This is a genomic window from Shewanella maritima (assembly GCF_043643735.1).
Taxonomy (GTDB): domain Bacteria; phylum Pseudomonadota; class Gammaproteobacteria; order Enterobacterales; family Shewanellaceae; genus Shewanella; species Shewanella maritima_A.
Map to the genome: position 1 here is coordinate 46555 of NZ_JBHZSM010000001.1, position 20911 is coordinate 67465.

Genomic DNA, 20911 nt, shown 5'->3' on the forward strand with positions numbered 1-20911 from the left:
CAAGTTTGACGGTTATAAGAACTCGTCTCCACCACCGCCACCTAGCATAATTTCACCACTGTCACTTAAGCGACGAGCAATTGCAAGGATCTCTTTTTGTGCCACTTCCACTTCACTGATCCGAATAGGCCCCATTGCTTCAAGGTCATCACTGAGCAGCTCTGCTGCACGCTTAGACATGTTGGATAGGATTTTCTCTTTCAATGCGTCATCAGCACCTTTAAGCGACTTCATCAGCACATCTTGCTGCACTTCACGCAGTAATGCCTGAATACCACGATCGTCCACATCCATTAAGTTATCAAACACGAACATAAGATCTTGAATTTGCTGTGCCATCTCTTCATCAGATTCACGCATGGTTTCCATAATCTGGCTTTCAACGCCTGTATCTAAGAAGTTCATGATATTCGCAGCAGCTTTCAAGCCACCCATTTTCGCGGCTTGTGCGCCCCCACGACCTGCGAATTGTTTCTCCATAATGTCGTTTAGCTCTTGCAACGCTGCAGGCTGAACTTCCTCTAGGTTGGCAATACGCATCATTAAATCAAGACGTGTATTTTCAGGGAATTGACTGAAAATTTCAGCCGCTTGATCGGGTTCAAGATATGATAAAACAATCGTCTGGATCTGAGGGTGCTCATTTTGAATAATGGTGGCCACCTGACGGGCGTCCATCCACTTCAACGAATCAAGGCCTTTCGCGCCGCTACCCATGATGATTTGTTCAATCAAGTTGCCCGCTTTGTCTTCACCGAGCGCCGCCGTTAATGCTTTTCGCACAAACTCTTCACTGTTGAAGCCAATTGATGAGAACTTTTGAATATCATCTAAAAACAGTTTATGAACACCTATGACTTTTTCTTGGCCGAATTCATCCATCGCCGCCATCGACATACCCACCTTTTGAACCTGCTTGGGTTCAAGGTGCTTTAAAATTGACGCAGCATCTGCTTCACTAAGACTCAATAATAAAATTGCTGTTTTTTCGATCCCAGTCAGCGAATCTGGGTCAAAGCCTTCTGCTTTGTTTACGTCGCCGTTTTCATCATTGCTCATCGTCTTGTAACCAGTTCTTCACTACTTGGGTGGATAATTCAGGTTCATTCGCCACCAATGCTCGGATGGCTTTAATCATATCATCATCTTTATGCAGATTTGGTATTTGAATCGAACCATCATCAGCATAACTGTATTCAGCTTCTTTGGTATTTAACATACCCAGTGTATCTGCCGCATATTGGTCTTCAATTTCAGCCAACTCTTGACCTAAGCGTGTTTCTTCAGGCATTTCGATGCCATCTGGATTCATCAATTTTCTCATCATTGGTCGAACCACAAAGATAATCAGCACCAAAATCACAATTAGGCCTGAAGCAAATTTCACTGCTCGCCAGAACCAAGGTTGTTCCCACATTTTCGGTGCTGGCATTTCTTCAATCAATTGATTCATAAATGGCACAGTGACGACTTCTAACATGTCACCACGTTGACTGCTAAAGCCAACTGCGCCTTCTAGTAAACGACGAATATTGCTTAATTCCTCTGGTGTTCTCGGTACGCGAGTCACTTGCCCATCTTCACCAACTGGACCTGTTTTAAAATCGACTGCGACTGAAACACTTACACGTCGCACATTGCCAATTTGCTGACGGGTGTGACTGATAGTGGTATCTAATTCAAAATTACGCGTGGCTTCACGGTGGCTGCTGCCATTTGAGTTATTGCTGACAGCTTCTTCAGCCGTTTGAGGAATATCAGACTCCATTGGTGGTTGATTGGTTAGCGCGCCTGGAATACCACCAATGCCTGAACCTGTAGTATTGCGCTCTACCGTCATCTCACTACGTACGGCAGGCAAGTCTGGAGAGAAACGTTTAGCCGTTTGCTCGACAGCGGTAAAGTCCATATTGACATCAACTTGAGAGGTGAAGTTTTCAGGACCTAAAATAGGCATCAAAATTGATTCAACTTTAGTGCGATATTCAGCCTCTTTCTGCTGCACGATTTCTAATTCACGGCGAGCACGAGCTGACGTCCCTTCTTGTGAACCAGAGTTAAGTAAACGGCCATTAGAGTCTGTTACGGTTACACGTGCAGGTTCTAGCCCTTGTACTGCAGAAGCAACAATATCAACCACAGAATCGACTTCTTCTTGACCTAAAGCGCCACGTCTAACACTTATCACCACTGTGGCACTGGGTTTAGAAGCGTTGCGGGCAAACACATTTTCTTTTGGCAGCGCTAAAATAACTTTAGCTCGGGTCACGCTACGCAGTTCTTCAATTGCTCTAGCAAGGTTTAACTCTTGGCTATGTTTAAGTCTTGCTTGCTCCATACGTTGACTGACACCAAAACCACTATCTTTCGTTAAAAAGTCATCAGCGCGAGTGCTGCTTTCAATACCTTCACGACTCAATAGCAGTTTTACATCTTGATATTTATCTTCTGGCACACTGACAACATCAACGCTGATATTGTAAGCAATTTTATTTTTATCAAGAACGTCCAGCACTTGGATCATTTCTGTGGTGTCCATCTTACCTAATGGACGATAATCTGGCTCCTGCGCCCACATCATAATAATGACAGCCACCGCCAAACATATTGCAAGACCAAGGACCATGATCACCTGACGCATGATGTCTGCACCGCCAAAGTTGCCTAGCAGTCCTGGTTTGTTTTCTTGTTGGACGCCAGTGCCTACTGCGGCGTCCGTTCCAACCATTACGTCTGTGCTCACAATCAATACCTACTTAAATTATTATTCTTACTAACACTCAGATTCACCAGACAGAAGTTACACTGGCATGCTCATGATTTCTTTGTACGCCTCAACCAACTTGTTTCTTACCTGTACCGTCGCTTCAAATGCAACACCCGCCTTTTCACGGGCAATGACAGTGTCAGATAAAGTAACCGTGGTATCACCCATATCTAAGCGTGTCGCAAGACTGGAAGAATGCTGTTGTAAACCAGACACACCACCAACAGCTTGTGACAACAACTGGCCGAAATCTGTTCCTTGAGTATTGTTAACTTGCTGGCTAATACCTGCCTCAGCAGAAGGACTAATACTACCGCTTAACGCTTGCATTTCTTGTAGTAATGGGTTGTTTGTAATCTGCATGATTGAGCTCCTTCGTCGAATAATTGACGGCGATATTTAGCGTATATACAGATAAAGCAAATTGGATGCCAAAAGTGGAGTGGAAGTGAGAAAAAATAAAAACTAGCCTCCCTTCTAATTGGTATGGCTAGTTATAACATTGATTAAATTAAAAAAATTATATAGGTTAGTTTTAAGCAGGGATTTGAATTCCCATGTCACGCATCTTAGCCATTTTATACCGTAAAGTTCTGGCACTTATACCAAGCTTTTCAGCAACTTTCTTACGACTGCCATTGCACTGAGTGAGCGTTTCAAGAATGATCACATGCTCTTGTGCTTTCAGTTCAGAACCGAGCGCTTCTACTTCTTGAACAGGCGTAGAAATCTGGCTTTCTGTAGCTAACTGAACATCTTCAGAATCAATAATGATGTCATTCACGTTTATCTCATTACCATTATGTAAAATAAGCGCCCGCTGAATGACATTGTCCAATTCACGCACATTACCAGGCCATCGGTGAGTTAACAGCCGACGCACCGCCGTTTCACCTAACTCAGGAACGGGGTTAATGTTAAGCTTTTGGGCATGTTTTGACAGTAAATGTTTTGACAAAGGCACAATATCAGCTGGGCGTTGGTATAGCGCTGGCCAAGTAAGTGGAAAAACATTGATTCGGTAGTACAAGTCCTCACGAAACTCGCCGCTAGTCGCCATGGCTTTTAAATCGCGATTGGAGGTGGCTAACACACGCACATCCAGTTTAATGGTTTTACGCCCACCTAAACGCTCGACTTCTCGCTCTTGCAGAACTCGCAGCAATTTAGCCTGTAAACCCAGCTCCATTTCTGATATTTCATCAAGTAGCAATGTGCCGCCCTGAGCTTGCTCAAACTTACCAGGACAGGCTTGATAAGCCCCTGTAAATGCGCCTTTTTCATAACCAAAAAGTGTGGCTTCAAGCATATTTTCAGGGATTGCTGCACAATTGATAGCAATAAAAGGCTGATCACTTCTCAGACTATTATCGTGAATATATCGTGCAAGCACTTCTTTACCTGAACCACTTGGTCCCATGATCATCACAGAGGCTTCAGACTGAGCAACACGTTGCGCTAATGCCAGTAATGCATGACTCTTGTCATCAGCCACCACTGGTTGCCCCTTGTTAGACTCTTGGGGTAAATAACGCGAAACTTGATTAAGTAATACTTCTGGCGCAAAAGGTTTTGATAAATAATCCACAGCACCTTGCTTGATGGCTTCAACAGCACTATCAATCGTGGCAAATGCAGTCATCAGCAGCATGGGTAATTTTGGATGATGTTGTTGTAAAAAATTCAGTAAACCAATACCACCGGTCCCTTCCATTTGCACATCACTAATAACCATATCAAAGCTATCTTGTTTTAGTGCTAAAATTGCGTCTTCTGCACTAGCAACATCAACACACTCATATTGTGCAAGCATAAGGGTATCGAGTAACGCCTCTCTTAAAGCCGCGTCATCTTCTACTAATAGTAATTTAGCTTCAGGCATCCTTTCCTCCTTGGGCAAACGACTCCATATGTTGCTCTGCTTCACTTAGTTTAGTAAATGATAGGCGAACGTGACACCCCTCACCCGGCGCACAACTTAGCTGTATTTTGCCACCATGGTTCAATACAACCGATTGCACAACCGCTAATCCAAGCCCCGTGCCTTGCTGCTTAGTGGTAAAAAAGGGTTCCAATACTTGTTGTTGTTGTGCTTTTGACAAGCCTTTACCGTTATCAACCACATCCAAAATGAGTTGTTCTTGGGTTTCATGCGCTTCAATTTTAATTGTAGATGCGCCAGCTTCTACCGAATTGATCACTAAGTTATTGATAGCAGAACTCAGTGCATTCAGATTAGCTTTTAATGGGTATTGTGATTTTAAATTCACTGACAATTGGCAATCATGCTTATCTGCAATGGGCTCACAGTTGGCCACAACCACATCAATGATATCGTCAAACTTAACCCACTCAGATAAATCATCTTGGCGACCCTTAGCCATCAACAGCATATCGTTAACTTGGCGCTCAAGTTCATTTAACCTATCGAGCAGTTTTGATTGAAAACGCTTTTTGGCTGGCTCATTCAATTTGGGACTTGAAAGGTTTGATGCATATAAAAGTGCAGCCGATAATGGCGTTCTGACTTGATGTGCAAGCGTTGCCACCATCTTACCTAGAGCAGACAATCGCTGCAGATGGGACAAGTTCTTTTGTAATAAACGGGTTTCGGTCAAATCGGTCAGCACGATAATTTGACCCGGTTCAGGTGTTAATGGGGTAATTGCCAGCTTCACTCTTCGACCATTTTTGAGTGACACTTCATGACCGTCATCTTTTTGAGGAGCAAAAGCACGATTAATAATGTCGAACCACCGTAAACCTTGTAGAGGCCTGCCAAGTAATTCTGTCGCTACTGGATTTGCCAATGTCACGACACCATCACCATCGATGATCACCACGCCAGAAGGCATGGCTTGAAGTATATGCGCCATTTGGTTAGACATATTGGCAGCCTCTTTGATTTCCGGTACAACTGCCGACTCAGTGCAAGCTTGATTAACAAGCAGGCCACAAGTCTCGCTCATGGTATTCGAGTCTTTCAGTTGGGCGATTGAACCGTCAACAGTTTCATCATCAGATAATGCGTATGCCGAATACATGGGAACTCCGTCAAAAGATTTACGTTTGCCATGTAGCTGCACTTTTCGTGCCAAATCCATTTATCAACCAAGCAATAGCCATTACTCTATTCATTTTTGCCAATGATTAAGATTATGGTCGAGTTGATATCTAGTACTCAACTTAATGATATTTTGATTAACTTATTGCACTCAACAAGTTAGCAATGCACATTAGTATTAACTTAAATAACTTTGGCGAGTATGATGAATACACTTTTACCCTGGCATCAAACAGGCGAACATATTTCATTTAACGCTGTGGCTATGGACGGTAGCAGTATTTCTAGCCAGAAAATATTTGTTAAACACCTTCTACAAGCTCACAAACCAGTCTTACTATTAATCCATGGTTTTCCAACGTCTAGTTATGACTGGCAGCCTTTATGGTCACAGTTGAGTGAACACTTTTCACTGATCACACTTGATATGTTGGGGTATGGTCTGTCAGATAAACCAACGAATGCGAGATATAGCTTGAGAGATCAAGCCGATTTAGTGGAGTTTGTACTAGCCAAATACAAAATTCAGCAATGCCATATACTGGCCCATGACTACGGTGACACTGTGGCTCAGGAGTTATTAGCAAGACACAACCAGCTGCAAATGACACTGAACATTAACAGCTGCATACTTCTCAACGGTGGTATTTTCCCAGAGGCAACACGACCAATACTTATCCAGAAGTTGCTTGCAACGCCTATTGGCGCAATCATTGCCAAATTCATGACGTTTAAGGATTTCAATCGAAGCTTTGACCGCATTTGTGGTATTCCATTGACGGAAATAGAATTAAAGCAACACTGGCAATTAATGCAATACAATCAAGGCAAGAAGGTATTTCATGTACTCATACGGTACATGAATGAACGAAAACAAAACCGACAACGATGGACTGAGGCATTACAACACTTTAGTCCGCCACTTAGGTTAATTAATGGTATTGAAGATCCCATTTCAGGCCAATCAATTGTTGATCGATTTGATCAGCTAATCAAAGATGCCGATACAGTCGAGTTACAGCAAATTGGTCATTATCCTCAAATTGAAGCGCCTGAGAAAGTATTACAACATGCTGTCAGTTTCTGGAAAAAGCATCACATTATCACCTAATGCATTACTGCAATATAAACTCTGCAGCTTTGGAAATATCAGGGTCAAAAGGATCTGATACTGATGTTTTCCACACAATCTCACCGTTACGATTAATAAATACAGTTGTGGGAGTGCCCTGCACTTCATACAACTGGGCAACCTTATCACCCTCAAGTAATGTCATGAAATTGATGTCATTTTGCTTTAGCACTGCAGCGGGTTCCGCACCTTCTTCCTCTAAAATGCTAATACCCAATATCACTAAATCTGAGTCTTGATGACGTAAGCGAAGTTGTTCCAAACCAGGTTGAAGCCTTTTGCAGTAAGGGCACCAAGTCGCCCAAAAATGCAAAATCACCGGCTTACCATGAAAATCTGCTAATGAAATGGCTTCATTTAAGTTATTTTCTAAAGTGAATTGCGGTGCTTTAATAGAATCTGACATTGCCGACGGTGCCTGATTAGCCATCAATACCAGCATCATAATCGCTGCGGTTGTTAGTGACAGCAATAATTTAGACATAGTTGTCATGGTAGTGTCCTTTTCAATTAATTTTCCATACCCAAAACGTTTATTTTGTTCTCTAATCAGACCGTGTAACTTGGGTTTATCATTCAAACACGGTGAAAAATTCAATAACAAACTGCTCACCACCGTGTGACTCCTCTAGCGAATCAGCCATATATTCTAACCCGCGCAACAATAAAGCTAATTGCTACAATGATAGTTCAACTATTAGCGGAGAGTATCTGTGAAAATCATCAGCACCATTTCTAAACACCAATTTTGGTTTCAACTCACAGCCATTTTTAGCATGGTATTTGCGTTAGTTGGATTTAGTTATAACGTTTGGCGAATGGAAGTGACTGAACACAATGCCAATATTCGCCAATCTAGCTTTGAAATGCTATTGCAGCTTTCTGAACTTGAGCACATTGTTTACGCAAATTATTATGATAATAATGATGTGTTAGGAAATCCTAGAAATGGCTGGGTAAAAGTCGGCCTTATACATGACTTAAGCCTCATTACCTCTAATGATCTTAATCAAGCGGCAGAATCATTAAAACAAGTCTGGCAACTGCACTGGGAAGATTACGCCACCAATCCTGACTCAGTTGATAAGATAGTCACGTCAATCGACCAAACTCGTGCAGCGGTGAGGAATAGATTGTCACATTTAAAATGAGCGTTTTAATATAACCGTAAGGTACTGAACTTTAACAGTTAAAATAGGCAACTATGTTCATCAAAAAGTTGCTGAGTTTTTGCTCCAAATTAGCTACAGTGGGTAAATAATAACAAGCTAGAAGCTCATTTACTGTCATTAAGACAGTAACACACATTCAGCAAGACTAAGGAAAGACTATGCCTGTATATCAAGCGCCATTGCGTGACTATCAATTTCTCCTGTCGGAATTACTTAATGTTTACCAACAGCCTTTAAGGGGCTTTGATGAGTTTGATGAGGATCTTGTCAGCGCCATTCTTGAAGGTGTTGCTGAATTTACAACAGAAGTGATGTTGCCTATCAATGCCAGTGGCGACCTAGAAGGCTGCCAATTAGAACAAGGTAAAGTAATTACCCCTAACGGTTTCAAGCAGGCATATGAGCAGTATGTTGACAATGGCTGGGCAACGTTAACTTGTGATCCTGACTTTGGTGGCCAAGGCTTACCTGAAGTTGTAGGGCTATTTGCCACTGAAATGAAAACCGCAACCAACATGGCCTTTGCTATGTATCCTGGGCTAACACATGGCGCTTACGCAGCCATTCATGCTCATGGGGATGACGCATTAAAGCAAAAATATCTGCCAAAACTGGTTAGCGGTGAATGGACTGGCACCATGAACCTAACAGAATCTCACGCAGGAACCGATTTGGCGTTGTTAAGAACCAAAGCAGTACCTCACACAGAGAATACTTTCGCCATCAGCGGCGAAAAAATCTTTATTTCGTCTGGCGATCATGATTTAGCTGAAAACATTGTCCATCTAGTGCTCGCTAGATTACCTGATGCTCCAGAAGGTGTGAAAGGCATCTCTTTGTTCGCGGTACCGAAAGTATTAATCAATGAAGATGGGAGTTTAGGTCAAGCAAATACGCTTTGTGCATCAGCGCTGGAGCATAAAATGGGGATCCATGGCAACTCAACCTGTGTAATGGTTTTTGACAATGCCGTTGGAGAGTTAATTGGTGAACCTCATCAAGGCTTACGTGCAATGTTCACTATGATGAATCAGGCTCGGCTTGGTGTCGGAATTCAAGGCCTAGGCGTATCAGACATTGCTTACCAAAACGCCTTAGCTTATGCCAAAGATCGTATTCAAGGCCGAGCGCTGAGCGGTGTAAAGCAACCCGATGACAAGGCCGACTCAATTCTAGTTCACGGTGATGTTCGACGAATGCTACTTTCGCAAAAGTCTTTCAATGAAGGTTCGCGAGCATTATTAGCACAACAAGCCTTATGGTTAGATCAAGCTGAGCGCAGTGATGATGCAGCTGTCGCTAAGCAAGCTGGCGCGTTAGCCGCGTTATTCACCCCTATTGTAAAAGGGTTTGTAACAGATCAAGGTTTCAAAGCCTGTGTCGATGCGCAGCAAATATTTGGTGGACACGGTTATATCAATGAATGGGGCATGGAGCAGTTTGTACGAGACATTCGCATCGCGATGATCTATGAAGGTACAAACGGGGTTCAAGCACTCGACTTAGTCGGGCGAAAATTACTCAGTGATAAGGGCGCTACACTGCAAGTGTGGTCAAAAATGGTCACTGAATTGGTGCAAGCACAATCAAGTAATACTGAGATGCAGCCTTATTTAGCGGGATTAACAGATGCTGCAGGCGACTTAGAGCGTGCTACAGGTTATTTAGTGAAGGCAGCGGGTATAAACCCTGACTTGTTAGGCGCAGCCTCTATGCCTTATATGCAGTTATTTGGCATCACGGCATTAGCTTGGATGTGGTGCCGCGTTGCTAGCGCTTCATTAGCGACGCTAGCCGCGGGCACTGATGAAACTGAGTATTATCAAAACAAACTTGCGACTGCGAAAGTATTCATGAGCTACTGGGCAACGCAAAGCAGAAGCCTACGTAAACAGATTGAATCAAGCAGTGAAGATATCGTCTTGTTTAATAATGCTGCATTCTAGCGCGGCATGATCCTCAAACTGACCAACTTCGGTAAAGGATATAGCTATCAACAAAAACAGCTTCATAAAGAAGCTGTTTTTTATGGTTCACAAATCAGTTAGTCCCACAGAAACTCTCTAAAATGTTTCCGACAAACTGACTCATAACTTTCATTACCACCAATAGCGACCTGCTCACCTTCTCTCATTGGTTTACCGTCACCATCAAGGCGTACAACCATATTGGCTTTACGTCCGCAGTGACAAATGGTTTTAAGTTCAACCAACTTGTCCGCCCATGCGAGCAAGTATTGAGAACCAGTGAATAGCTCCCCTTGAAAGTCAGTGCGAAGGCCATAACACAACACAGGAATATCAAATTCATCCACCACTTTAGTCAGCTGCTTGACTTGTTCTTTACTCAAGAATTGGCTTTCATCAACCAATACGCAGTGAATTGCCTGCTGAGCGTGTGCTGTGGCAATTAAGTCCACTAAATCATCTTTGCTACCAAACACTTGTGCATCCGTTTGAATACCGATGCGTGATGCCACTTTTCCTTTGCCATAACGGTCATCAATTGATGCTGTCATCACCAAGGTATGCATGCCGCGTTCACGGTAGTTATATGAAGATTGAAGTAAAGAGGTCGATTTACCTGCATTCATTGCTGAATAATAAAAATATAACTGCGCCACGCTGCACTTCCTTAAAATAATTTTGTAGCAATTATACTGATTATCGTCATTGATGCGAGTCAGTCATCCAATATAAAGGCATCGCACTGTCACGTTTATCAAACAAAAAAACCGCCTAGGTCCCTAGGCGGTTTTTTAACTAACGAAAATTAAGTATTAAGCAGCTTGCGCGTTAAGCTGATTAGACTTGATGCGCAGCAGCAAGACACAGATGATAAATACCACTGATGCCGCCGCAAAGCTTAACAATAATGACTGAGTAAAACCTAGCACCAAGTAACCAATAATACTGATAAATGCAGCAATCAGCGCATAAGGTAACTGAGTCATTACATGGTCAATATGATGACAACTTGCACCTGTTGACGACAAAATAGTTGTGTCAGAAATCGGTGAACAATGGTCGCCAAATACTGCGCCCGCTAATACTGCAGATAACATAGGTAGCATCATAGTGCTATCACTACCCATCGCCATATCTGCTGCAATGGGTAGCATAATACCGAATGTACCCCAGCTAGTGCCGGTAGAAAATGCCGTTAAACCCGCAAGTAAAAATAACATGGCAGGTAACAAGGCAAACGGAATATTACCCGTGGCTAGGCTCGCCATGTACTTACCTGTTTCCAACTGACCAATGACACCGGCAATCGTCCAAGCAAACAATAAAATATAGATAGCAGGCAGCATTGATTTGGCGCCAACCAGCATGCCTTGAACAATCAGCTGACGATCAACTTTTTGTACAATTGACAACACTAGGGTGACAGCAAAGCCGATAATAGAACCGTAGAATAATGCCCATGCAACATCGGTATTTTCAAATGCACCAAGAATTGAGAATGCTTTGTCATCTGCCGCTAAAGCCGAAGCACCACTTGAAACCATTAAAGAAATAGTGGCAAATATCAAAGCCAAGATAGGCACAAATAATCCGTATATTTTACCTGTTTCACCTTCAGGCAAATCAGATGTCGCCCCAGGTGGTTGCCCTTTTGACTCATCAAACAATTCACCACGTTGCGCATTCAACTCATGTTGACGCATCGGTCCAACATCAAGAGTGAAGAAGGCGACGCAAAGTAACAATAACAATGCAAATACCGCATAAAAGTTCATTGGGATCATCTGTACAAATGCACTGAGATGACCAACTTCAGTGAAACCATGTGTTACCAGAATGCCGCCAATCAGTGCAATAATGTAAGCCCCCCAACTTGAAATAGGCGAGATAACACACACAGGCGCTGCTGTTGAATCTAACAAGTAAGCAAGTTTGGCACGCGAGATGTGGTAACGGTCAGTGATTGGACGAGAAATAGAACCCACGACTAAGCTGTTAAAGTAGTCATCAATAAAGACCACACAGCCTAAAAACATGGTCATTAGCTTTGCATCACGCTTATTACGAATGCGTTGTCTTGCCCAATGAGCAAATGCACGAGAACTACCACTCACAGTAATGAGCGCAGTGATCATGCCTAGGAAAATTAAAAAGCCCAGTAAATAAACGTTCCAGTCATTAACTGCACCGTCTTCCCAAAATAACCCTGTAACCGTATCACCCATGAAACTTGCAGTGTTTATTGGTGAAAAGTCGGTTAAAAGCAGTGCACCAATAATGATCCCCACCCCAAGAGAAAGCAGTACTTTGCGAGTCACAACCGCAAGCAAAATAGCAATAACAGGAGGTAATAGAGACAAAGCCGAGTCGGCATAACTTGTAATTATCATTTTCTTATATTTTCTTCGTTGAATACGAGTGAAGAGAAACTGATAAGGTAAGATAATATAAAATATCATCTGAAGACTTTTCAGTAGCACTCCACAGTAACTCGATATCAGTTGATATCATCTCGCTTATGTCGCCATAAACATTACTATGACAGTGCAGTTCCTTTCGGAAACTGCCCCAACAGCGTGTTTTGATATACACAACTGCTTCGGCATCAAACCCTTTCCAGTTAAGTTATTGGCATCACCCAACTTAACTTTACTCTTACCTGATGCGCCTCTACTAAGTATTGATAACAATCTAAGAAGTGATTGCTATCAACGCTCAGACCCATACAAACATAGAGTATTAGATTATTGCCAGCCTAAATTAGCTTATAGAGTGATAAATAACATCTCAACCTAAAACTGCGAACAACCCCACCTCAATTACAACAAGCCGACAACACAAATCACTGTAGTTATACTTTTTATCGTTTTTACTTTGTTTGGACAGTGATTGATGGTCTTGTAATATAATCCTTGGTCATAAATAGCTTTGCCATAAAAAAAGGTTCTCGTATACACGAAAACCTTTTATAAAGGCTTATTGCCCATTATGTGAATGGGCAGAGAAAGCTATAGCTGTGCATTCAGTGCTGGAATAGCATCAAACAAGTCAGCTTCTAAACCATAGTCAGCAACTTGGAAGATAGGCGCTTCAGGATCTTTATTGATTGCGACAATCACTTTTGAGTCCTTCATGCCCGCTAAGTGTTGAATAGCACCTGAGATACCGACTGCAATGTATAAGTCTGGCGCAACAATTTTACCTGTTTGGCCAACTTGCAAGTCGTTCGGCACAAAACCAGCGTCAACAGCAGCGCGAGATGCCCCCACTGCAGCACCTAGCTTGTCTGCTAATTGCTCAAGAATGGCAAAGTTTTCACCACTTCCCATACCACGGCCACCAGAAACAATCACCCCGGCGTTACCTAGCTCAGGGCGCTCTGACTCTGTCAAAGTTTGTGATACAAACTCAGTACGCGCTTCAATCACTTGAGATAATGCTTCAATCTCTGCATTGCCTGTAGGCTCAACGGCGTCAAACGCACTCGAACGTACCGTAATGACTTTCTTATCATCTAAGCTTTGTACTGTTGCCAGAGCATTACCTGCATAAATAGGGCGAACAAAAGTGTCAGCACTCACCACTTCGATTATTTCAGAAATTTGAGCAACATCCGCTAATGCAGAAACTCGTGGAAGTGTCGCTTTACCCACACTTGAAGCTGCCGCTAGTACATGAGAGTAATCAACTGCTATTGCAGCAATCAGTTTTGATAAGTTTTCTGCAAGGTGAGCGGCATAAACACTGGCATCAGCGACAAGTACTTTTGTCACGCCAGCTAATTGTTTAGCTTGCTCTGCAACTGCTTGGCAATTTTCACCTGCAACTAACACATGAATGTCACCACCAATAGCCGTTGCTGCGCTAACTACTTTAGCCGTATCAGATTTTAACTGCTGATTGTCGTGTTCAGCCAATACTAAAATAGTCATATTAAATCACCTTCGCTTCGTTTCTTAATTTCTCGACTAACTCTTCAACTGAAGAAACCATGATGCCTGCTTGACGCTCAGTAGGTGGCGTGACTTTTACCACTTGCTGATGCGACTTGAGCGCGACACCTAAGTCGTCAGGAGTCATTGTTTCTAACGGCTTGCGTTTCGCTTTCATGATATTAGGCAATTTTGCATATCGTGGCTCATTTAAGCGTAAATCAGCGGTCACAATTGCAGGTAAAGGCATAGCGAGTGTTTGTAAACCGCCATCAACTTCACGCGTCACAGTTAGCTTTCCATCATCTACTTTTACTTCTGAGGCAAAAGTGGCTTGAGGCATATCTGCAAGCGCTGCAAGCATTTGTCCTGTTTGGTTATTGTCACCATCAATAGATTGCTTACCTAGCAACACGATATCGGCCTGTTCTTTTTGTTGGATAGCATGCAAAATTTTCGCAATAGAAAGAGGCACTAAGTCGTCCGCTGCATCAACATGAATAGCACGGTCTGCACCTAAGGCCATTGCGGTTCTTAATTGTTCATGAACGGCTTTACTGCCCACACTGACCACAATGACTTCTGTGGCTTTGCCGGCTTCTTGTAAACGTACGGCTTCTTCTACTGCAATTTCACAAAATGGGTTCAACGCCATTTTAAGGTTTGCAGTATCTACATTAGTATTATCAGCTTTTACCCTGACCTTAACATTGGCATCGACGACGCGCTTAACTGGCACCAATACTTTCATATGGTTTCCTTCCTACATCTTCATGTATATGGGCGACACATTGGCTAATGCCAATGCAAGATAGCTCAACTGTACTTCCTGTTGACGTTAACGTCAATGGAGTTCAAACGCTTGTTTAGATTATTTTGTGCCTGTGTTTTGGCAATGAAATTTGACAACGACAAGAAATAGTTAAAAAAAAGTGTAATATTTACATTAAACCCCTCTTTTTTGTAAATATATTTTGAACTGGCTAAATAATAGATCTATTATTTAGCTGATTAATATAAAAACAACGAAGAAGTTAATATCATCTCTCCTATCAGAAGTTGATATCGTAAATAATATGCCCTTAGGTGCTATTATTTGAATTGAATAAGTTTAGTTTCATAAATAAGTTTTAAACATCAAGACAAGTTTAATAATCAGGACTAATACCACCATGAGTGATTTTTTAGATATTTTGACACACGGTCGTCGCTTTAAAGCCGCAGTAAAAGAGCTTTCACTAATTGAACTGAAAGAAACTGCTGAAAAACTAAATAAGATAATTGATGACCGTGAGCAACAACTGCAAGCAGAGCAAGCAGCAAATGCTGAAAGAAATGCTCGTATTGCTGATATTCTTGCGCAAATTGAAGACAGTGGCTTATCAATTGAAGACTTAGGTGATTTAGCTGCAGTTAAACCTGCTCCGAAGAAGCGTGCTCCTCGTCCAGCCAAGTATGAGATTACAGTTGATGGTGAGCACATTACATGGACTGGTCAAGGCCGTATGCCTACCGTATTTAAAAAAGAAGTCGACAGTGGCAAATCAATGGATGACTTCTTGATTCCTGGGATGAAATAACACCTTCTAACAATTATCTACTTTTAAGAGCCGAATCATTGATTCGGCTCTTTTACTCCAAAAGCAATTCCTCTAGACTTACACCACTACTAATCTCTTATGGCAAGCAAATGAACATATCTACACCTCAACTGATTGCAGTTTGTGGACTGTCTCTTCTTTTAAGTGCGTGCGCTGGAGAATACAGCTTTAACAGCAATTTAAATGGCGAAGCCATTAATGAATATTTTAAGCCCGGTGAAGTCACCCTTTATGACCAAAACAATCAACCAGCCAAAGGTTATACTATTTTAGGTTTGGTAGAGGGAAGTGATTGTCAGGTTGAGGCAAATGATGTGCCAGCAAGTGCAGCTCAAGCCAGGACTGAAGCAAGAAAAAAAGCAGCCGAAATGGGTGCTAATGGCATTATTATTCAACAATGCTTACAAAACGATAAACCAGATGACACCTGCGTTTCTCAATCATTTTGCATAGGCAAAGCCATTAAAACTCAATAATTGGCAATATCGTTTATTAACTAATCTGTGATGAGTTTTATATCGAATATATGCCTTTGCTAAATATTGATAATTAATATTTAACCTCAACCTAATTAAAGAACTCATAAACATGATCTCAACTGATTTTCAGTCAAATATCACTGCGGTAGCATATTGCCGTACGCCATATAAACAGAAGTTTGGCATTCCCAGACAACCTGGCTTAGTTGATGTTAAAGGCTGGGTAGAATTAGTTGGTGACTTTAATCATATTGATTGCGTCAGAGGCATTGAACAATACTCGCATATTTGGTTGGTTTTTTGTTTTCATGAAAACCTATCTCAAGGCTGGAAAACAACGGTTAAGCCACCACGTTTAGGCGGTAATGATAAGCTTGGCGTATTTGCAACGCGTGCGACCTTTAGGCCAAACGGTATAGGGCAATCTGTTGTTAAACTACATAGGGTAGTGCAAAAATCCGCTAAGGTTATGTTAGAGATCTCTGGTATGGATCTATTAGATAACACGCCAGTCATTGACATCAAGCCTTATATCCCCTTTTCAGACTCGTTACCTAATGCTGTAGGTGGTATGGCACAGCAAGCACCAGAGCTCATCAAGGTAAATTATTCGGCATTATCAATACAGCAGATAAATGCTTATCAAACTGCCCACCCTGAAATTGATGATTTTCAAAAATTAATTACAGGCGTTTTAGCTCAAGACCCAAGACCTGCATATAAAAAAGCAAAAGCGGATCCCAAAATTTATCAAGTGGCTTTGTATGATCAAGATATTTTATGGCAAGTGACCAGTCACCAAGTTCAGGTATTGGAGCTAAAACCCAGTTCCATAGAAAAGTTTGAAATGTCATGAATATTGATTATCAAACCCAGCATAAAAAGCGCCTATCTTGGATGCCTTGGTTATATTTTTCATTGAAACCCAAGCATCTAATTTGGGCTGAACCCTGGCAACAACATATTCAACAGCAATTAAGTCTTCTTGAGACAGTCGAAATAGGTAGTCATTGCTTTATTGCACCTGAAGCAAATATCTTTGCCGAACCAGGACGCACTATTACCTTGGGTGATAAATGTATGATTGCTGCTGAGTCTTTCTTACATGGTCCAATCACCATGGGCAATGAAGTCGCCATTAATCACGGTAGTAGCTTAGATGGGGGCAAAGCTGGTATCCACATAGGTGATCGTACCCGCATAGCCAATAATGTCACTATTTATGCTTTCAACCATGGTATGCAACCTGACTCGCCTATCTATCAGCAAGGTGTAAGCTCTAGAGGTATCACCATTGGTGAAGATGTATGGGTTGGTGCACAGGCTGGGATTGTTGACGGTGTCACTATTGGCAATCAAGCAATTATTGGCATGGGCTGTATTGTCACTAAAGATGTACCCGATTTTGCGATTATGGCCGGCAACCCAGCGAGAAAAATTGGCGATAGACGTGATAAATAAGTTTTAGTCTAATCTTGTTCTCTCCACTAGCTTTTATAAATGGCTCCTACTGTGTTTATTTGCCCCTTTGAGGCCAATTATCGAGTGACAACCTCACTTCAAGTGCTAAAATGTCGCTCATTATTAGCTACTATTGGATCTTGGGAATGCGAGTTAGCAACTACCTGCTTTCAACACAAAAAGAAACTCCTGCAAATGCTGAAGTAATCAGCCATCAATTAATGCTACGTGCGGGCTTTATCCGTCGTAATGCATCTGGTTTGTACAGCTGGCTACCATCAGGTTTACGTGTTTTACGTAAAGTTGAGGCGATTGTTCGTGAAGAAATCGAGAAAGCAGGTGGTATAGAAATACTCATGCCTTTAGTACAACCTGGTGACTTATGGCAAGAAACTGGCCGTTGGGAGAAGTTCGGTCCTGAATTACTTCGTTTCCAAGACCGCCATAACCGTGACTTTGTTCTGGGGCCAACCCATGAAGAGGTCATCACTGATTTAGTACGTAAAGAAATTAACTCGTACAAGCAGTTACCAACGACCTTATACCAAATTCAAACAAAATTCCGCGATGAAGTTCGTCCACGTTTCGGCGTGATGCGTGCACGTGAGTTTTTGATGAAAGATGCTTATTCATTCCACTTAACACAAGAGTGCTTGGATAATACTTATAGTGCCTTACACCAAGCTTACTGCAATATTCTGACTAGAATGGGGCTGGAATTCCGCCCAGTTATTGCAGATACCGGTTCTATTGGTGGTAGTGCTTCCCATGAATTCCATGTTTTGGCCAATAGTGGTGAAGACCTTATCGCCTATTGTACTGACAGTGATTATGCCGCCAATATTGAGAAAGCGGAATCTCCAATACCGACTACTGAACGTGCAGCACCAAACCAAAACTTGACCTTGGTTGATACACCAGATGCGAAAACAATCGCTGATTTAGTTGAACAGTTTGAACTAGACATTCAAAAAACAGTGAAAACCTTAATTGTAAAAGGCGCAACAGACGATGCACCTCTGGTTGCATTGGTTATTCGTGGTGACCATGAATTAAATGAGTTAAAGGCCGATAAGCATCAATTAGTTGCTGCGCCATTAGAGTTCGCTACTGATGAACAAATTCGCCAAGCGGTAGGTGCAGGTCCTGGTTCACTTGGCCCAGTCGATTTATCTTTACCAGTCATAATTGACAATGACGTTGCTGTAATGAGTGACTTTTCTGCTGGCGCAAATCAAGAGGGTAAACATTACTTTGGTATTAACTGGGAACGTGATGTACCACTGGCTGAAGCCATGGATATTCGTAATGTTGTTGAAGGTGAGCCAACACCTAATGGAGCGGGAACTTATGCAATGGCCCGAGGTATTGAAGTCGGACATATCTTCCAATTAGGTACTAATTATTCTGAAGCTATGGGTGCGACTGTACTGGATGAAAATGGTAAGTCAAAAGTCATGACCATGGGCTGTTACGGTGTTGGCGTAAGTCGCATTGTGGCTGCTGCTATTGAGCAAAACCATGATGACAGAGGCATGATGTTACCAGAAAGTCTAGCACCATTTACTGTGGGAATATTGCCAATGAATATGCATAAATCTCACCGCGTAAAAGAAATAGCTGAAAACTTATACCAAGAATTAACCGATGCAGGTTTCGAGGTATTATTTGATGACCGTAAAGAACGTGCTGGTGTTATGTTTAATGATATGGAATTAATCGGTCTACCACACGTTGTGGTAATTGGTGACCGTAACATCGATGCGGGTGTATTTGAATATAAATGCCGACGCACAGGTGAAAAGCAAGAAGTGCCTTTTGCACAAATCAGTGAATTTCTTAAATCAGCAAGTCACGGCTGAACACTCTCGCCTGACTGAAGTATTAAACAGATAGTAAGAATATAAAACGCACCTTAATCGGTGCGTTTTTTTTGCATTCCACTTAAAAGCTACACATACATTAATCCGGTGTATTTTTATCAATGATAATATCTATCTCAAGCCCTTGGTTAATACCAGAAATTATTTCGATCTTCCCTTTCAGCTTTTGCGTCACTAGATTATAAACAATTGACATACCCAACCCTGTGCCACCATCTTTGCGCGCCGTGGTAAAAAATGGTTCAAAGATTTTGTTTTTAACTTTATTACTTAAGCCTATTCCATTGTCTTTATAAAACATCTTAACTTTATCGCCTAAATCTTCAGCACCCAACACGATAATTTTTTCACCCGAAAAAGAAGGTGGATATGCGTGTCGAAAGCAGTTCGATACTAGGTTAGTAAAAATTTGCGCAATTGCACCGGGGTAGGAATCAATAAACACATCCTGATCTAAGTTGATGACTAACTGAATATTCTGTTTTCGTGTCAACGGCCTTAACGGGGATGATATCTGCTCCAAGTATTTAGTCAGGTTAAAATGTTCACGCTCTAATAATAATTGGTCGGCAGCCGTTCGTTTAAAATTGTGTACTAACTCTGCGGCCCTTGATAAGTTTCTTTCAACCAGTTGCAGTCCATCTGTCATTGTCTCAAGGAAGTACTGAAAATCTTTTTCTTCTAACTCTCCATTTTCAAACTTCACCTTTAATTTTTGCAGCTCATCGATACAATGGCTTGTTGAAGTGACTGAGATACCTAATGGGGTATTGACCTCATGAGCAACACCGGCGACTAAGTTACCTAATGCCGCCATTTTCTCACTTTCTATTAAATTATCTTGAGTAGATTTTAACTGACCAATAGTAAAATTGAGCTCTTCAGTACGGTTCTCAACCTCTCTTTCGAGCACAGCATTGGCCTGCTCTAACTTTTGTTGGAAGCTTCTAACTTGATTAGCGTTAACAGCTCGGCCATATAAATCAGCCATGGCACCGACAAAGACTTCTTCATCTCCTGACCATTGGCGGCATTGACCTCGGTGTTCGCAACAAATAATGCCTATCATGTCACCTTTATGTCTAATTGGACTATCAAGCATTGACACAATATTGTTGGGAACAAGATAAACCTGTTTAAACTCGGCCGTTGCAGAGTGTTCACAAGCATCTTCAGCTACAATGACTCTCTCAGAATCTAGTGCTTGAAAATAAAGGGGGAACTGCTCACGAGTTAAGGATATATTCTCTAAAGTGGCATTTTGATCCAGAAGCAGGATGCATTTAATTTCTTGTTTGTTTTTACACAAAAGCCAAATGCCGGCACGATCGATATTTAGCCCTTCACAAACAGATTTAATAATAAGCTGTGAGGCTCTATCTAAATCACCTTCATCGATGACACTTGAACGGCTAACAGACAGTAATATGTTCTCAAGGGAGCGTTTCATTAT

The 20911-nt window shown here is 41.9% G+C and carries 19 protein-coding genes and 1 riboswitch; of the genes, 8 read left to right on the forward strand and 11 right to left on the reverse strand.

The window, feature by feature from the left end; translation table 11 throughout:
* Positions 1-12: 12 nt before the first annotated feature.
* The 5 genes from fliG to ACHUGF_RS00225 form a co-directional block, all read right to left on the reverse strand.
* A complete protein-coding gene (gene fliG / locus ACHUGF_RS00205) occupies positions 13-1059 on the reverse strand; it encodes a flagellar motor switch protein FliG (RefSeq protein WP_394128753.1) in 1047 nt (348 codons plus the stop codon).
* Entirely contained in the window at positions 1049-2728 is a 1680-nt protein-coding gene (fliF, locus tag ACHUGF_RS00210; RefSeq protein WP_394129125.1) for a flagellar basal-body MS-ring/collar protein FliF, read from the reverse strand. Before fliF ends, fliG begins: the two co-directional genes overlap by 11 nt.
* A 72-nt stretch (positions 2729-2800) precedes the next feature.
* Positions 2801-3130 (reverse strand): flagellar hook-basal body complex protein FliE, encoded by a 330-nt coding sequence (gene fliE / locus ACHUGF_RS00215; protein WP_394128754.1) that lies wholly within the window; start codon positions 3128-3130, stop codon positions 2801-2803.
* Positions 3131-3302: 172 nt separating this feature from the next.
* Positions 3303-4649, reverse strand: coding sequence for a sigma-54-dependent transcriptional regulator (locus tag ACHUGF_RS00220; RefSeq protein WP_394128755.1), 1347 nt, complete (start codon positions 4647-4649; stop codon positions 3303-3305).
* Positions 4642-5736 carry a sensor histidine kinase gene (locus tag ACHUGF_RS00225; RefSeq protein WP_394129126.1) on the reverse strand — a complete coding sequence of 365 codons (1095 nt, stop codon included), beginning with the start codon at positions 5734-5736 and terminating at the stop codon, positions 4642-4644. Before ACHUGF_RS00225 ends, ACHUGF_RS00220 begins: the two co-directional genes overlap by 8 nt.
* 297 nt (positions 5737-6033) lie before the next feature.
* Here ACHUGF_RS00225 and ACHUGF_RS00230 point away from each other — a divergent pair, with 297 nt between their 5' ends.
* Positions 6034-6942, forward strand: a complete 909-nt coding sequence (locus tag ACHUGF_RS00230; RefSeq protein ID WP_394128756.1) for an alpha/beta fold hydrolase — start codon at positions 6034-6036, stop codon at positions 6940-6942.
* A gap of 4 nt (positions 6943-6946) precedes the next feature.
* Here ACHUGF_RS00230 and ACHUGF_RS00235 read toward each other — a convergent pair whose 3' ends face one another.
* Positions 6947-7456, reverse strand: coding sequence for a TlpA disulfide reductase family protein (locus ACHUGF_RS00235; RefSeq protein ID WP_394128757.1), 510 nt, complete (start codon positions 7454-7456; stop codon positions 6947-6949).
* A 220-nt stretch (positions 7457-7676) separates the two neighbouring features.
* On the opposite strand from ACHUGF_RS00235, the gene ACHUGF_RS00240 reads away from it, so the two are divergent.
* Both ACHUGF_RS00240 and ACHUGF_RS00245 read left to right on the forward strand, forming a co-directional pair.
* Positions 7677-8114: a hypothetical protein gene (locus ACHUGF_RS00240; protein WP_394128758.1), complete on the forward strand. Its 438-nt coding sequence runs from the start codon at positions 7677-7679 to the stop codon at positions 8112-8114.
* A 179-nt stretch (positions 8115-8293) separates the two neighbouring features.
* Entirely contained in the window at positions 8294-10081 is a 1788-nt protein-coding gene (locus ACHUGF_RS00245; protein ID WP_394128759.1) for an acyl-CoA dehydrogenase C-terminal domain-containing protein, read from the forward strand.
* A gap of 98 nt (positions 10082-10179) precedes the next feature.
* On the opposite strand, the gene ACHUGF_RS00250 is transcribed toward ACHUGF_RS00245, so the two are convergent.
* The 4 genes from ACHUGF_RS00250 to ACHUGF_RS00265 form a co-directional block, all read right to left on the reverse strand.
* Entirely contained in the window at positions 10180-10758 is a 579-nt protein-coding gene (locus tag ACHUGF_RS00250) for a thymidine kinase (protein ID WP_394128760.1), read from the reverse strand.
* A 156-nt stretch (positions 10759-10914) separates the two neighbouring features.
* Positions 10915-12492, reverse strand: coding sequence for a Na+/H+ antiporter NhaC family protein (locus ACHUGF_RS00255; RefSeq protein ID WP_394128761.1), 1578 nt, complete (start codon positions 12490-12492; stop codon positions 10915-10917).
* 76 nt (positions 12493-12568) lie between these two features.
* A riboswitch (Lysine riboswitch) is annotated at positions 12569-12783 on the reverse strand.
* A 327-nt stretch (positions 12784-13110) separates the two neighbouring features.
* Positions 13111-14034 carry an electron transfer flavoprotein subunit alpha/FixB family protein gene (locus ACHUGF_RS00260; RefSeq protein WP_394128762.1) on the reverse strand — a complete coding sequence of 308 codons (924 nt, stop codon included), beginning with the start codon at positions 14032-14034 and terminating at the stop codon, positions 13111-13113.
* A 1-nt stretch (position 14035) separates the two neighbouring features.
* Complete coding sequence (locus tag ACHUGF_RS00265; protein ID WP_394128763.1) at positions 14036-14785, reverse strand: electron transfer flavoprotein subunit beta/FixA family protein; 750 nt, start codon at positions 14783-14785, stop codon at positions 14036-14038.
* 421 nt (positions 14786-15206) lie between these two features.
* On the opposite strand from ACHUGF_RS00265, the gene ACHUGF_RS00270 reads away from it, so the two are divergent.
* The 5 genes from ACHUGF_RS00270 (at position 15207) to ACHUGF_RS00290 (ending at position 19437) form a co-directional block, all read left to right on the forward strand.
* Complete coding sequence (locus ACHUGF_RS00270; RefSeq protein ID WP_394128764.1) at positions 15207-15614, forward strand: H-NS histone family protein; 408 nt, start codon at positions 15207-15209, stop codon at positions 15612-15614.
* A 110-nt stretch (positions 15615-15724) separates the two neighbouring features.
* Positions 15725-16111, forward strand: coding sequence for an Rcs stress response system protein RcsF (gene rcsF / locus ACHUGF_RS00275; RefSeq protein WP_394128765.1), 387 nt, complete (start codon positions 15725-15727; stop codon positions 16109-16111).
* A 112-nt stretch (positions 16112-16223) separates the two neighbouring features.
* Entirely contained in the window at positions 16224-16970 is a 747-nt protein-coding gene (tsaA, locus tag ACHUGF_RS00280; RefSeq protein ID WP_394128766.1) for a tRNA (N6-threonylcarbamoyladenosine(37)-N6)-methyltransferase TrmO, read from the forward strand.
* A complete protein-coding gene (locus ACHUGF_RS00285) occupies positions 16967-17575 on the forward strand; it encodes an acyltransferase (RefSeq protein WP_394128767.1) in 609 nt (202 codons plus the stop codon). Before tsaA ends, ACHUGF_RS00285 begins: the two co-directional genes overlap by 4 nt.
* Positions 17576-17721: 146 nt before the next feature.
* Positions 17722-19437 carry a proline--tRNA ligase gene (locus ACHUGF_RS00290; RefSeq protein WP_394128768.1) on the forward strand — a complete coding sequence of 572 codons (1716 nt, stop codon included), beginning with the start codon at positions 17722-17724 and terminating at the stop codon, positions 19435-19437.
* 100 nt (positions 19438-19537) lie between these two features.
* On the opposite strand, the gene ACHUGF_RS00295 is transcribed toward ACHUGF_RS00290, so the two are convergent.
* Positions 19538-20908 (reverse strand): sensor histidine kinase, encoded by a 1371-nt coding sequence (locus tag ACHUGF_RS00295; RefSeq protein ID WP_394128769.1) that lies wholly within the window; start codon positions 20906-20908, stop codon positions 19538-19540.
* Positions 20909-20911 lie beyond the last annotated feature (3 nt).

Coding starts and splice junctions, on each gene's coding strand:
- rcsF (WP_394128765.1), top strand. CDS start 15,725: ATGAACATATCTACACCTCAACTGATTGCAGTTTGTGGACTGTCTCTT.
- fliE (WP_394128754.1), bottom strand. CDS start 3,130: ATGCAGATTACAAACAACCCATTACTACAAGAAATGCAAGCGTTAAGC.
- ACHUGF_RS00265 (WP_394128763.1), bottom strand. CDS start 14,785: ATGAAAGTATTGGTGCCAGTTAAGCGCGTCGTCGATGCCAATGTTAAG.
- ACHUGF_RS00260 (WP_394128762.1), bottom strand. CDS start 14,034: ATGACTATTTTAGTATTGGCTGAACACGACAATCAGCAGTTAAAATCT.
- tsaA (WP_394128766.1), top strand. CDS start 16,224: ATGATCTCAACTGATTTTCAGTCAAATATCACTGCGGTAGCATATTGC.
- fliF (WP_394129125.1), bottom strand. CDS start 2,728: ATGGTTGGAACGGACGCCGCAGTAGGCACTGGCGTCCAACAAGAAAAC.
- ACHUGF_RS00230 (WP_394128756.1), top strand. CDS start 6,034: ATGATGAATACACTTTTACCCTGGCATCAAACAGGCGAACATATTTCA.
- ACHUGF_RS00255 (WP_394128761.1), bottom strand. CDS start 12,492: ATGATAATTACAAGTTATGCCGACTCGGCTTTGTCTCTATTACCTCCT.
- ACHUGF_RS00295 (WP_394128769.1), bottom strand. CDS start 20,908: ATGAAACGCTCCCTTGAGAACATATTACTGTCTGTTAGCCGTTCAAGT.
- ACHUGF_RS00245 (WP_394128759.1), top strand. CDS start 8,294: ATGCCTGTATATCAAGCGCCATTGCGTGACTATCAATTTCTCCTGTCG.
- ACHUGF_RS00270 (WP_394128764.1), top strand. CDS start 15,207: ATGAGTGATTTTTTAGATATTTTGACACACGGTCGTCGCTTTAAAGCC.
- ACHUGF_RS00225 (WP_394129126.1), bottom strand. CDS start 5,736: ATGAGCGAGACTTGTGGCCTGCTTGTTAATCAAGCTTGCACTGAGTCG.
- ACHUGF_RS00220 (WP_394128755.1), bottom strand. CDS start 4,649: ATGCCTGAAGCTAAATTACTATTAGTAGAAGATGACGCGGCTTTAAGA.
- ACHUGF_RS00290 (WP_394128768.1), top strand. CDS start 17,722: ATGCGAGTTAGCAACTACCTGCTTTCAACACAAAAAGAAACTCCTGCA.
- fliG (WP_394128753.1), bottom strand. CDS start 1,059: ATGAGCAATGATGAAAACGGCGACGTAAACAAAGCAGAAGGCTTTGAC.
- ACHUGF_RS00285 (WP_394128767.1), top strand. CDS start 16,967: ATGAATATTGATTATCAAACCCAGCATAAAAAGCGCCTATCTTGGATG.
- ACHUGF_RS00235 (WP_394128757.1), bottom strand. CDS start 7,456: ATGACAACTATGTCTAAATTATTGCTGTCACTAACAACCGCAGCGATT.